General features: G+C 53.4%; 9 protein-coding genes. 5 read left to right on the top strand and 4 right to left on the bottom strand.

Translation table 11 applies throughout. The annotated features are described in order from the left end of the window. Positions 1 to 13: 13 nt before the first annotated feature. The gene (locus OO730_RS12040) at positions 14 to 3862 is read left to right on the top strand and encodes a hypothetical protein (protein WP_264981708.1); all 3849 of its coding nucleotides are present in this window, start codon (positions 14 to 16) and stop codon (positions 3860 to 3862) included. A 263-nt stretch (positions 3863 to 4125) separates the two neighbouring features. Here OO730_RS12040 and OO730_RS12045 read toward each other — a convergent pair whose 3' ends face one another. Further along, positions 4126 to 6459, bottom strand: a complete 2334-nt coding sequence (locus OO730_RS12045) for an AAA family ATPase (protein WP_264981709.1) — start codon at positions 6457 to 6459, stop codon at positions 4126 to 4128. A gap of 282 nt (positions 6460 to 6741) precedes the next feature. On the opposite strand from OO730_RS12045, the gene OO730_RS12050 reads away from it, so the two are divergent. The 4 genes from OO730_RS12050 (at position 6742) to OO730_RS12065 (ending at position 10088) form a co-directional block, all read left to right on the top strand. Further along, positions 6742 to 7272: a GNAT family N-acetyltransferase gene (locus tag OO730_RS12050; RefSeq protein ID WP_264981710.1), complete on the top strand. Its 531-nt coding sequence runs from the start codon at positions 6742 to 6744 to the stop codon at positions 7270 to 7272. Between the two features lie 326 nt (positions 7273 to 7598). Further along, entirely contained in the window at positions 7599 to 8555 is a 957-nt protein-coding gene (locus tag OO730_RS12055) for an ABC transporter substrate-binding protein (RefSeq protein WP_264981711.1), read from the top strand. 1 nt (position 8556) lies between these two features. After that, positions 8557 to 9324 (top strand): ABC transporter permease, encoded by a 768-nt coding sequence (locus OO730_RS12060; protein WP_264981712.1) that lies wholly within the window; start codon positions 8557 to 8559, stop codon positions 9322 to 9324. After that, on the top strand, positions 9321 to 10088 hold the full coding sequence (locus OO730_RS12065) for an ABC transporter ATP-binding protein (RefSeq protein WP_264981713.1): 768 nt from the start codon (positions 9321 to 9323) through the stop codon (positions 10086 to 10088). The genes OO730_RS12060 and OO730_RS12065 overlap by 4 nt, the downstream gene beginning before the upstream one ends. A gap of 89 nt (positions 10089 to 10177) precedes the next feature. Here the strand turns inward: OO730_RS12065 and OO730_RS12070 are convergent, their stop codons facing one another. From OO730_RS12070 to OO730_RS12080, 3 genes are all read right to left on the bottom strand, one after another. Continuing rightward, positions 10178 to 10642 (bottom strand): Hsp20/alpha crystallin family protein, encoded by a 465-nt coding sequence (locus OO730_RS12070; protein WP_264981714.1) that lies wholly within the window; start codon positions 10640 to 10642, stop codon positions 10178 to 10180. 222 nt (positions 10643 to 10864) lie between these two features. Further along, positions 10865 to 11665 carry a DODA-type extradiol aromatic ring-opening family dioxygenase gene (locus tag OO730_RS12075; protein ID WP_264981715.1) on the bottom strand — a complete coding sequence of 267 codons (801 nt, stop codon included), beginning with the start codon at positions 11663 to 11665 and terminating at the stop codon, positions 10865 to 10867. Between the two features lie 27 nt (positions 11666 to 11692). Next, positions 11693 to 12781 carry an ADP-ribosylglycohydrolase family protein gene (locus tag OO730_RS12080; RefSeq protein ID WP_264981716.1) on the bottom strand — a complete coding sequence of 363 codons (1089 nt, stop codon included), beginning with the start codon at positions 12779 to 12781 and terminating at the stop codon, positions 11693 to 11695. Between the last annotated feature and the right edge of the window lie 276 nt (positions 12782 to 13057).

Consider the following 13057-nt stretch of genomic DNA (forward strand, 5'->3'; position numbering starts at 1 on the left):
ATGGGAGTCAGTAATGCCAATGCCATTTGAAGTTGATTCTGAGATGATTAAGTCTCTTGATGCCGTAGAGCTTGTAGAGTTGGTGAGGCGTTTGCTTCACGCGGAGGCACGTTCTAACGGTATATTACTAGGAGGAATTCATGTTCCTTGCGAAATCAACATTCCGGATGGTGGTGAGGATGCGCGGATAAAATGGGGGGATGGCCCAGAGAAAACAGACTATTTGCCCCACCGCAACTGCGTTATCCAAATAAAGGCCACGATCATGCAGCCGTCAGATTGTAAGAAAGAGGTCAAAGTTAAAGGCGGCGATGATATATTAAATGAAGCCATGGCAGAGGTTTTGAATGAAGGCCATGCCTACATAATAATATGTAACGAAACCGCCGTTGGGCAAAAGTTGGCGAGAAGGCAAAAGGCGATACGAGACGGTATTACTGAATGTGATGAAGATTGGCGCAAAGCAGCAGCACTTGATTTTTATGATGCAACAAAGCTTGCAGATTGGAGCAACTTGTACCCCACAGTCGCGTTGTGGCTGTTTGAATTAAAGAAGAGAATTTCTCTTGGCGGATATCAGACTTGGGCAGAGTGGGCAGATGATTCGGGTGCTGAGAATTATTCATTTGAAGGGGACGACAGCCCCCGTGTTGTGAGGACGCTTAAAGATCAGAATGAAGCTTTGGCCATTGGCGAGGCTTTTCAAGAGTTGCGAGATCATTTGGCTTCACCTAGGCAGTGCTCTCGTCTTGTGGGATTGTCCGGTCTTGGCAAGACACGTTTGATTTTGGAAGCGTTCAAGGCAGATGATAGTCTGGATGGAAGAGCTCGGTCAGAACAAGCCTTGTATGTAAACTACCAAGTCGTAAGAGATGAGGTTGTTCGAACGGCTATGTCCTTGCGAGATATAGGGGCTGACTGTGTGTACATTGTTGATGAGTGTCCACTACCTGTCCATAACGCTCTATATGATCTGATTTCTGCAAACAAGAGTCGGATGCGGTTGGTGACGATAGACCACGATGCCGCCGACACTGCTAATAAGACATTGTTTTATAAAGCTTTGCCAGCGAGTGATTCAGTGATTGAAGCGATACTTCAACAGAGATACCCCTATATGGGCGAGAAAGATTTGAAGAGGGTGGTCAAGTTCGCTGAGGGCTATCCGGGCATGGCTGTTTTGTTTGGTGATTACTTGGTTGATGGCGGTGCAGGAATCTCAGAGCTACAAGACGATGAGATGGTTTGGAAAATAGTCCGGCAGCGTAAAGGGGAAGACGCTGCTGCTGAGTGGACTTTGGGAGTGCTCTCTTTGTTTCAACATATTGGAGTTGACGGGGCAGGCCCTCGTAAACAGCTAGATGCTGTTGCTGAGGTTTTCAAAATTGATCCAGAGATTGCTTATCGCCATGCCGCTGAATGGACTGCCCGTGAAGTGCTGCAACGGCAAGGAGATTATGGGCAAGTTCGGCCACACCCCATTGCCAATAGGTTAGCGAGAGATGTTGTTGACCGTACCCCTACAGATACTTTTGCAAAGTTTTTTACGAAAGATTTTCCCCAATCTTTAACAACGGGGTTCTGTCGCCGACTTGCTGGCCTGGGGGAGCACGGGAAGTCTCTCGCGGTAGCTGAAAAGTTACTGTTTGATGCCTCAATCCTCGGCTCTTTTGAAGCCTTGAACTCAGAGGTCGGAGCAAAGTCTTTTTATTACCTAGTTGAAATTGTTCCCGAAGCGGCTTCAAGAATCCTTGAGCATGTCTTTGAAGGTCTGTCGATTGATGACTTGTTTTCGTTCAAGGACGGTCGGCGATACATGGTTTGGGCTTTAGAAAAACTGGCCTTTAGAAAAGATTATTTTGAGCCAGCAGCAACAATGATGATGAAGCTCGGCGCGGCTGAGGTCGAGACTGGTATCGGTAACAACGCCTTTAATCAATTTAAGAATTTTTATCAGTGTTATTTATCGGGAACAGAGGCCCCTCCGGAAGAGCGGCTGTTGGTTGCTGATAGTGGCTTAGGGATGGGCGACGAACGTGTGAGGGACGTTTGTATCGAAGCCTTATGTCACGGATTAACGTCTTGGCATTTTAGTCGTATGGGCGGGGCAGAGGAACAGGCAGGACAAAAGGCGTTAGTAGATTGGCAGCCAAAAACCCATGTTGAGCTTGTGGGGCATTTTGTTGGGATATTGGACCGTCTTCAACCGTTGGCGGTACGAAAGGACAGCGTGGGAGAAAGTGTCAGGGGTAGAGTGGCAGGCCAGATACGGGGCTTGATTCGAAACGGTGTGTTTGACCCTGTGGAGCAGTTTGTCGTGGCTGTCTGCAAAGAGGTTGGGTTTTGGCCTGATTGTGTAAAAGCGATAGCGGACTGGCTGTATTACAATGCTGAGGATAGCGATGGAGACTTGGTTGAAAGGGTTAAAATCCTTCATGGGCAACTTGGGCCTGATTCGCTTGAAAGCAGACTTGAATACTTTGTCTTGCAAAAGCCTTGGGGGATTCATGACCCCAATGTCCCGTACGATAAAGATGGCGATGTGCTTGCTGGTGAAAAGTATGCTGAGGTTATGGCCCAATCCATCGCTGAAGAATGGAAGGCAAAGGAGTTAGGACTTGGGTGGATACTTGAGAGACTTTTATACTCTGATGCAGGGAATGTTGTTTCGTTTATGCGCAAGGTGGGCGAGCTAAGTGATTCACTTGAGAGCGACATTTTTGAAGTAATTAAAGCCGCAGAAAAAGGGGGGATTGAGCATTTAAATGATGGAGTATTGAAAGGTTTGATTTACGCAAACCAGGATATGGACCTGCATGCCCGAATTCTAGACAGAGTTTTTGAGTCGGAAGTATTGATTGCTTTTTTGCCCTTGTTCAGCGTCATAAAAGATATGACAGACAGCGACATCGATCGGATAGTGGCGTCTTTAAAAAAAGACTACGACCCTTGGGCGTTCGCTTATCTCGGAATGGGAAGAAGTCTCGATACTGTTAGCAGGGGCAAGGTTGCAGAATTGCTAGTTGCTTTATCGGAAAGGGGTAGCCGTGAAAAGTGGCAGGCTATAGATATTTTAAGTCTGTATCTACATGGTGAAAAATATATCCCAGATGAGTTGTTGGCTACGGCAAAGGCACTAACAATTAGCCCGGAATTATTTTCTGAAAAGGTCGACAGCCATGACCGGCACTATTCTTATGAGCGAGTTGCTATCAAAGCAGCTTTGACAGGGCGTGATGAAGGCTTTGTTGTTCAGTTGGTTGAAATAATTGTGAATACAGTTTCTGGCGATAGGATATTCCATCATGATGTCGATCACACCTTTAGAGAAATTATTAAGTCTTTAATAGCCGACTACCCTGAGCAGGTGTGGGGACCAATCCAAAAATATGTACTAGATGATGGGCGGCGTTTTAGGATGGGACTTGAGATGATGTTGTCTGACTATGGAAGCAGGGGGCCACTCTCAGCTAAGATATTGTTTGATCTTCCTCATGATATGCTTCTTAGGTGGGCAATGGAGTATCCTGAAGTCGGGCCAGAGTTCTTGCTAGATATAGCACCGATCTTACAGAAGGATGAAAATGAGAAATATGAGTGGAGTGATTTTGTCGCTAAAATGTTAGATGCCTTCCCGGATAATAATGGTTTCCTGAGCACGTTGGCGAACAAGTGTGTTCCTTCGTCATGGAGCGGTTCGATAGTGCCGCACATGGAACGGGCCCAAGGGGTTATTAGTACTTGCCTCGACCATCCTCACCCAAATGTTAGACGTTGGGCTGCACAAGAGGTTCGTTTGCTCAATCGGAGAATTAGTAGGTGGGCGAAAGATGAGGCTGAAAGGAACATGTTATATAGCTAGTAAGGGACGTAAATCGGGACGTAAATCTATCCGCAAACCGCCTCTTTGAGACACTGTAAACCACGGTGAAATGCGGGTTAATGCGGGGAGTGCGCACGCTGCAATATCCTGTCACGCCGGAGGCCGCGAGTTCGAGTCTCGTCGGCTCCGCCACTAAAAGAATTAGGACATTAATCTGATATGGGTTAATGTCCTTTTCTTTTTGTTGATCGGAACACGATAAAAAAGCCCTTTGATGTATAGTTCAAAGGGCTTTTATTGTTCTATGGTACGATGTTTACACTAGTTAATAACGCTTCGTACTGGTCTGGGTCTTTACATTTAATTGTATCAAGTACATAAAGCGCAGACTTTTTCATTTCAGGTATGTCAATAGGGGTTGTGCTTCTGTCAAAGATTTCCTCTAGGTGTGAGTATTCATTAATGACCCTGTTGACCAGTTTTGTTGACTGGTGATCCCCGTCAAAGAACCTATCGATCTTATTAATTACCTTTGTTTGATTCGGATACTTATAAAACAAGTAGGCTTCTAAGAACTTTCTTAGGTTGTTACCGAAGCTGTAATAGTAGTCAAAAGTGTCTTCCCCATTTGGTTTTGGGTGTGCACACTTGTAAATGACACTAAAGAGGTAGTTGAATTCTGTTATGTATTTTTTGAGATGGGATGGCATTGGTCGAAGTCTAGCGCACTTACTGTCATTTTCAATAATAAAAAAGTTCGCTTTCTTCTCTTTGTTGGCCCATGTTAATCTCTTAAGATATTTAAGAAACTCAAGGTTGTGGGTAGAGATAAACAATTGCTCATAGTTTTGGTTTTTTGCCAGAGCATTTTCGATAAGGCTAAAAGTAAAAAATACATGGTTGTTATCTAAGCTAGAGATTGGATCGTCTATCCATATGATAGAATTTTTACTTTCAAACCCTGCTTCTTGAAGTTTTGCGATGAAATAGCAAAAGGCCACTAGGCTGCACTCGCCTTCACTGAGGTTGTGAGCTTTTTCTTCTCCTCGTTTAAGTACGAACCTAGAACCAGTTTCATCTTTTTCAGATGAGAGGGTTAGTGCGTCATGTCCAAAGAAATGCCGTAAATAGTTATTTACTTCCTCAGCTCCTTTCGTCTCGTCGCTTAGTTCACTTTTTAATGTCCTTATTTCTAATCGTTTTCTTTCGATTAAGTTGATTAGTGTATCCCTCTCTTCTTTTAAGGAGTCTCGATTTTTGTTTTGGTCGAGTATGTTTTGCTTCTCTTTATCGTAATCTATTGTCGAGAGTAAGGTTTGAACGGTGTGTAGTCTCAAAGATTGCCTAGCTTGAACCTTCTCTTCATCAATTTTAGAGGTTAGCAGGTTGTTTTGTTCTATGCTTTTGTTAATATTTTCTATAGCAATGACGATCTTGTCTGCATTATCATAATTGTTGTCATAGGTCGTGGTTGCAAAGATGTTGTTGAGCCGTTTGTTTATAGCTTTTTTTAGTTTGTTTAGATTCTTTTTGTACTCGCTAATGAAGTTGTTAGCTTCATCTTGTTGAGAGTATATTTGCTTTCTTAATTGTGAGTATATCGATGCATCGGGGACAACTACTTTTGATTTGAAAAGATCGATCTCGTTATCAACATGTTCGATTTCAGTTTGTAATTCTTTCCTGAGGGTTTCAGATTCCTTGTTGAAGTGAGCATCTATCTTTTCCCACAAACCACTCGGTATCTCATTGCCACAGAAAGCACATAGATTGCGTTTTCCCCTATGCAACTGCGATCCTTTCCTTACCCACTCTTGCAGGTTAGGGTCTTCGAGTAGTTCCTTAATTGTTTTTGAGGGAGAGATTTCTTTAGTAAGAAGGTTCGTCGCGGATTCTACTAGCTTCTCATAGTTAGGAATTACGACCCTTCTTGGTTCAATGTTAGGTCTAACAGTTTCGTTGATGGTTTGCTGATGTTTGACCTGCTCTTCCTCCGTGAGAGTATATTTTTTGCCGTGAACCTTTCGAATATCGGTTTTGATCGAAGCAATGTTATATGTCGGTACATTATACCTAACAGAGTTGTTTTTGATTTCTCGAGCTTGATCTCTGAGCTTTCCTTCAAGGTTCTTCTCGGTTTTATCTGCTAGAGTTTTTTGGGATAGGTAGCGCTTGTGGGTCTCTTCACTTTCCTTTGTTAGACCAGACTTTTCATTTCCGATTTCATTTTCTAAAGTCTTAACCTTCTTCTCAATTTCAATGTTCTTAGAACCAACAATTGCAAACGGTTGGATGTTGCCATCTTTATCTTGCAGCCACTTAAGATTGTCTTTGACGAAGTCAGAGTTGTACACTCTAACGTCAACATCGATATCTTCTAAGTCGTCCTGACAAAAGGATCCGCAGGTCGAGTGCTCTATGTCGAATTTGGCATTCAGATAGTCCTCGTGAACTGATTTTTGTTTAATCGACCTGAGGATTCTAGATAGGGTGGTTTTCCCAGAGTAGTTCCGTCCGTAGATGATGTTCAGTTTGTTAAACTCGATGATGTTATCATCTTGATCTTTTACTGTCGTATCCCAATTGAACTTCGAAAATGGACCAAAGTCGCAAACATTAGATATCTTTGAAATCATAAGAACCTCAACTGTGAATATGTGGCTACAGCTTCAAGTGTTCGAATAATCGATACTCCTGTTTGCATCATGCGTCTAGGAGAAGTGGTCCCACTTTGTTGGACCACCGAGCGGCGATTTTTTTAGGTAGGCAGATTAACGAGCCATCTCTTTCCAAATAACGACCGCGATGCGTTGACCTGTCTATGGGTTTATAGTTCAGGGTTCCTTTTGGCTTGAGGCTGCCGCAGCACCACTTGTTGCGGATATCCGGCTGTAATCAAAGTGCAAAAGGAGAATGAATTGAATATTCGCATGACTGACGGGGCGGACAGGGAAGCCGTGTTCCGGGTCGAGGCCGAGGCGTTCGGGTATGACAAGGAGGCAAGGCTGGTGGATTCCCTGTTGGATGATCCCACGGCGGAGCCCCGTGTGTCGCTCCTGGCCATGGACGGAGACCGGGCCGTGGGGCACATCCTGTTCACCGCGGGGCGGATCGAGGGCAGCGGGGTCAAGGTGTCGTTGCTGGCTCCACTCTCGGTTGTCCCGGATTCCCAGGGAAAGGGCGTCGGGGGCAAGCTCGTCGAAGCCGGGTTGGAACACCTGGCCGCAATGGGCGTTGAGTTGGTTTTCGTGCTGGGGCATCCGACGTATTATCCCCGGTTCGGCTTCGTTCCGGCCCACACCTACGGACTGAAGGCTCCGTATTCGATCCCCGAGAAGCATGCCGGTGCCTGGATGGTCCGGGCCTTGAACGGCGCGGCGCTGGGGGACGTGCAGGGCACGTTCGCATGCGCCGACGCCCTGCACCGGCCCGAGCACTGGCGGGAGTGAGCGCAACCGACCGCAGGAGCGAGGTGCTTTGGACCCGCATGCACACAACAGGGACGCCGACGATGGACGGCGTCCTCTTTGTTCGGGCGGAGGGTGTTGGCGGGCCGCAACATGGTAAACGAAATGCGAAAATTGTGATCCCGGACGGGTTTTCGCTTTCGGATGCGCCTTTATCCTTCCGAAAAAGTTGCGTTTGTGCCTGAAGCGGACTATCAGGGATGATCAAAATACGGATTGGGGGAAATCCGGGCCGAAATGTGCGTGAATTGGTTCCGGCAGCGTGCGGCTTGTGTCGATTTCCCGTCCCGAATGCCCTGGAGGATACCATGAAACGCATCATTTTGCTGGCCTGCGCACTCGTTCTCTTTGCTTCCACCGCTTTTGCGGGCACTCCCGTCAAAGTGGCCCACGCCACCTGGGTCGGGTACGGCCCACTGTATATCGCCAAGGATCTCGGCTACTTCGCCGAAGAAGGCCTTGACGTGGATATCGTGATCATCGAGGACGAGGCTCAGTACGCCGCGGCCCTGGCCTCCGGCAACATCGACGGCCTGGGCAACGTGCTCGACCGCGAGGTCATCCACTTTGCCAAGGGCACCCCCGAGGTCGTGGTCTTCGCCATGGACGAGTCCTCGGGCGGCGACGGCGTGATCTCCTCCGCCGAGATCAAGACGGTCGCCGACCTCAAGGGCAAGACCGTGGGCCTGGACAAGTCCTCCACTTCCTATTTCTTCTTCCTGTCCCTCCTGGCCAAGTACGGCGTGGACGAGAAGGACATCAACATCACGGAGATGGGCGCTTCCGACGCGGGTGCAGCCTTTGTTGCCGGGCGCATCGACGGTGCCGTGACCTGGGAGCCCTGGCTGACCAACGCCGGCGAGCGCGAGGGCGGCCACGTGCTGGTCTCCTCCAAGGAGATGCCCAAGACCATCGTGGACGTGTTCGTGCTCAACGCCGACTTCGTCAAGGCCCACCCCGAGGTGCCCGCCAAGATGACCAGGTGTTGGAACAAGGCCATCGCCTGGTACGAGCAGAACGCGGACGAGGGCAACGAGATCATGGCCAAGGCCATGGGCCTGGAGACCCAGGAAATGGCCGACATGGCCTCCGGCGTGACCTTCATCGGCGGTGCGGACAACAAGGTCTTCTTTGACAAGTCCAAGGAAAACAGCATCTTCGAAGTTGCCGAACGGGCCATCACCTTCTGGAAGTCCAAGGGCATCATCACCAAGGACGTGTCGGTGGATACCCTGATCACTCCCGAGTACGTGAACGCGGACTAGCATGAAACAACCGACAGTGCGGAAAGGGGCGTGGCTTGCGGCCGCGTCCCTGTCCGCTGTTTTCGCCCTGTGGGCGCTGGCCGCCTATTCCGGCTCGGTCAAGCCCCTGTTCCTGCCGCCGCCCCACGCGGTGTTCCTGTCCTTCGGGCAGATGTACGAAGAGGGCATCCTCTTCTCCTACACCTGGGACAGCGTGTACCGGGTCATGGTCGGCTGGTCCCTGGCCGCAGTCATGGCCGTGCCGCTGGGACTCTTGATCGCCACCTCCCGCCGCGCGTCGTCCCTGCTGGCCCCGCTCATGGAGTTCGCCCGCTACCTGCCCGTGGTGGCCCTGGTCCCGCTGACCCTGCTCTACTTCGGCATCGGCGACGCCCAGAAATTCGCGATCATCTTTCTGGGCACGTTTTTCCAGCTGGTCCTGATGGTGGCCGACTCCGTGGCCGCCGTGCCCGGCGACCTGAGCCGCGCCGCCGCCACCCTGGGGGCCTCGCGCATGCAGACCTACCGGCTGGTCCTGTTCCCCGGCGCGCTGCCGTCCATCATGGACGACCTGCGCATCACCGTGGGCTGGGCCTGGACCTATCTGGTGGTGGCCGAGCTGGTGGCCGCCAACTCCGGGCTGGGCTACATGATCCTGCGCGCCCAGCGCTTCCTGGCCATCGACCGCATTTTTGCCGGGCTCATCGTCATCGGCGTGCTCGGCCTGCTGACGGATTTCCTGTTCAAGCTGCTCACGCGCGTCATAACTCCCTGGAGCGAAAAACAATGAGCATGCTCGCCATCAACGGACTGGAAAAGGTGTTCGATTCCCAAAAGGGGCCGGTCATCGCCCTGGAGGACATCGACCTTTCCGTGGACCGGGGGGAACTGGCCGTCATCGTCGGTCCCAGCGGGTGCGGCAAGTCCACGCTCCTGAACATCGTGGCCGGGCTGGAAAAGGCCACGTCGGGCGAGGCCGTGCTCGAGGGTGCGCCCATCGCCGGGCCGGGCGCGGACCGGGGCATGGTCTTCCAATCCTACACCCTGTTCCCGTGGCTGACCGTGCGCAAGAACGTGGAGTTCGGCCTGCGCCTCAAGGGCGTGCCCACGGGCGAGCGGGCGGGCATCGCCCGGAAGTATATCGACCTGGTGGGGCTGTCGGAGTTCGAGAACGCCCTGCCCAAGGAGCTTTCCGGCGGCATGAAACAGCGCGTGGCCATCGCCCGCGTGCTGGCCAACAACCCTGTCATGCTGCTCATGGACGAGCCCTTCGGCGCCCTCGACGCCCAGACCCGGCTGCTGCTCCAGGAGTTGCTTCTGGAGGTCTGGCGCAAGGAAAAGACCACCATCCTATTCATCACCCACGACATCGACGAGGCCATCCTCCTGGCCGACAACGTCTACATCATGTCCCGTCGCCCGGGCCGCATCAAGGCCAGGGTCAAGGTGTCCATCCCGCGTCCCCGCGACCACAAGGCCTCCCTCACCCCGGAGTTCTCCGAGGTCAAGTCGCAAATCATGGAACTGCTCTGGGAAGAGATTTCGGCGGGGTAAGGACGGCGCGGTCTGAGGACGGCGTTTCGAGGGGGGGGGCGACGAGGGGCCGATCAGGCGATCCGCCCCTCTCGAGTCGGTTGATTGGTTTATCCCTTGGATTCGACCTTCACCTTGACGGTCTTGCTGGCGGCGGACTTGGGTATATCCAGTTTCAATACGCCGTTCTTGAACGTGGCCGTGATGTGCTGGTCGTCAACATCCGATGGCAGCGCCACCGTCCTCTGGAAGCTGCCGTAGCTCCTTTCGATCCTGTGGTAGTTGTCCTTTTTCTCTTCATCCTCGAACTTCTTTTCGCCCTTGATGGTCAGACGCCCCCGGTTGACGGTGACTTCGATGTCATCCGGGGCGACTCCGGGCAGTTCGGCGGAGACCATGATCGCCTTGTCGCTTTCGCTGACGTCGATGGACGGGTAATCTCCCCCCTCGAAAGGCATGTGGCTGAAGGCGCTGAAGGGAGTGCGCCAGAAGTTCTCCATCATGTCGAAGAGATTTTCCGGGCGCTGTCGGTTCACCAACCTGTTCCGCTGTTTGGACACGATGTCTTTTGACATTTTAACCTCCTGATTTACCAGGTTAAAAATAGATACATCAATATAAATATCTGCCTATCCGTATCCGGTGTCAACTGGAATGCAGCAGCGTGGCATCGATATTTTTTTGCTCGGGAAGGACCGCGCTGATCGGCAAAAGAAGGGACCCGGGCAACAACCCGGAATCCCTTGTTTTACGCTCGATATGTTTCAGGGGGCGGCCCCTCGGTGGACCGGGCCGGGTCACTCCCACAAAAAGGCGGTGGCCTGCTTGCCGAAGATGGTCAGCCCGTAATGGTCGTCGGCCGGGCGGCCGGTTGCGCCGCAGCAGACGTGCAGGGGGAGCAGGTGCTCCTCCCGCGGGTGGCAGTAGCGGGCGTGGGGCGCGGACTCCCAGTCGAGGAGCCGGTCCTCCCGGTCTTTGGCGCTCATGTCCGTGGCGCAGGTCTCGACGAGCCACTCCTGGAAGGCCGCGTTCTGCTGCCGCGTGTCCGGCGTGTCGGGCGCGAAAAAGGCGCGCATGTTGTGGAAGGAGAAGCCCGAGCCGATGATCAGCAGGTTGTCGTGCTCGACTCCGACCAGCCCTTTGCCCAAGGCGACGTGGGCCGCCGGGTCCAGTCCCTGGATGAGCGAGAGCTGCACGCAGGGGATGTCCGCCTCCGGGTACATGATCTTGAGCGGAATGAACACGCCGTGGTCGAGGCCGCGTTGGCCGTCGAGGCGGCACTCCACACCGCTTCGGGTCAGCGCGCCATGAAGGGCCGCAGCCAGCTTTGGTTCGCCGGGGGCCGGATATTCGATCTCATAGGATTCCTGCGGGAAGCCGTAGTAGTCGTAGATCAGTTCGGGCCGGGCCGCGCCGGTGACGGCGGGCACGGGCTCCTCCCAATGGGCGCTTACTACCACGATGGCCGAGGGCTTGCCTATGCGGGAGGCCAGCTCCTTGAGGTTGGCCACCATTTCGGTGTGGGCCTCGTCGCCCAGGATGGGCAGGGGGCCTGCGCCGTGAGAGATGTACAACACGGTATGCCTGGTGTCGGTCATGCCTGCTCCATTCGGTTGCGGTACGGCCTAGTCGGCTTCGCCGGTCGCCTGTCCGGCCAGCTTCTGGGCCAGCCCCTTCAATTCTTCGCCTTTTTCCAACCCGTCGATGAACCGCGCCGGGATGCCGGACAGCCCGACCTGCGCGCCGACCAGGGTTCCGGTCAGCATGGCCCGGATCTGGTTCTGCCCGCCGCCGTTGACGGCGTGCAGGACAGCCGATTCGAAGTCGTCCGGGAACCGGGCGGCCAGGTAGTAGGCCGCCGGGAGCATGTGGTAGATGGCGCAGGGCATGCCGTACACCAGGGAGACCTTCCAGGCGGGCTCGATGCGGATGTCCGGGTCCTCGGCGGCGGTGGCCATGTAGCCGGGCGAGAGCAGGGCGTCGGGCGAGGAGAAGCGGCCCGCGCGCGGCGGGTCGGGATCGCCGGGACGCGGCGGCTTGAGGTTGTCGCGGGTCACGGCGTGGAAGGGCAGGACGCCGTCCTTGACCAGCTTCATGAGCTTGCCGGAGATGACCCGGTTGAATTTGCTGCCCTTGACCACCAGGCCGAGGGCGGCGCAGAAGGCCACGGTCATGGCCGCGACGGTTTCGTCGGACTGGGTGAGCGCGGTGTTCCGGCTCACGGCATCGGCCATGGCGCCCGGATCGAGGGCGTAGCGGATGCCGATGGCCAGGGCCCGTTCCAGGGCTTCCGTGGTGTCGGCATGGCCTGCGGTCTCGCCCCAGGGCAGTCCCTGCTCCACGCGCCGCCGCCATGCCTCGCGGATGGATTGGCTGGTGTATCCGCCGGGACCGTGGGGCGGTTCGCCGTTGAGTTGGGGGAACAATTCCTCATCCATGCGGCGGCAGAAATCCTCCTGGTCATACCCGCCGCGTACGGTGAGGGAGCGGACCATGAGTTCAAGGATGATGCCCGACTGGGAGAGCTGGCCCGCCTTCATGCCGCCGTGGTAGCGGTCCGGTTTCGGGTCGGTGTAGTCGGTGATCCAGTCCCCGTAGTCGCGGCGCAGTTCCTTGAGATCGTAGTACCAGTGCGGGCCGAGGCCCAGTCCGTCGCCTATCCAGGCCCCCATGAGGGCACCGGCGGCGCGGTCCTGTATCTTGTCATGCTTCATGGCTTTCTCCGGGGTTCGGCATATCGGGGGCATGCATCCGTTCTTTGATTGTAACCATATTTGTGGGGATGGGAATACCCGGTCCATGATTTTAGTCGGGTCGGCCGGGTCGATCACCATGGTCTTGTCTCTTCCGGCGGGTTGCAACTCCCCGGCATTTTTTATAACGAAGAAGCCGGTCGGCAGTTCACCGAGGCGTCGCCGCCCCGTTTGGGGAGCTAAACCTGCCTGCATACTCATTCCATTCGACACTTGTCCTCGTGCCGGGTCGGAAGT

The organism is Pseudodesulfovibrio portus (assembly GCF_026000375.1).
GTDB lineage: Bacteria > Desulfobacterota > Desulfovibrionia > Desulfovibrionales > Desulfovibrionaceae > Pseudodesulfovibrio > Pseudodesulfovibrio portus.

Bases quoted from the DNA above. Each gene is read 5' to 3' on its own strand.
- OO730_RS12040 (WP_264981708.1), top strand. From the start codon at position 14: ATGCCAATGCCATTTGAAGTTGATTCTGAGATGATTAAGTCTCTTGAT.
- OO730_RS12045 (WP_264981709.1), bottom strand. From the start codon at position 6,459: ATGATTTCAAAGATATCTAATGTTTGCGACTTTGGTCCATTTTCGAAG.
- OO730_RS12055 (WP_264981711.1), top strand. From the start codon at position 7,599: ATGAAACGCATCATTTTGCTGGCCTGCGCACTCGTTCTCTTTGCTTCC.
- OO730_RS12060 (WP_264981712.1), top strand. From the start codon at position 8,557: ATGAAACAACCGACAGTGCGGAAAGGGGCGTGGCTTGCGGCCGCGTCC.
- OO730_RS12065 (WP_264981713.1), top strand. From the start codon at position 9,321: ATGAGCATGCTCGCCATCAACGGACTGGAAAAGGTGTTCGATTCCCAA.
- OO730_RS12070 (WP_264981714.1), bottom strand. From the start codon at position 10,642: ATGTCAAAAGACATCGTGTCCAAACAGCGGAACAGGTTGGTGAACCGA.
- OO730_RS12075 (WP_264981715.1), bottom strand. From the start codon at position 11,665: ATGACCGACACCAGGCATACCGTGTTGTACATCTCTCACGGCGCAGGC.
- OO730_RS12080 (WP_264981716.1), bottom strand. From the start codon at position 12,781: ATGAAGCATGACAAGATACAGGACCGCGCCGCCGGTGCCCTCATGGGG.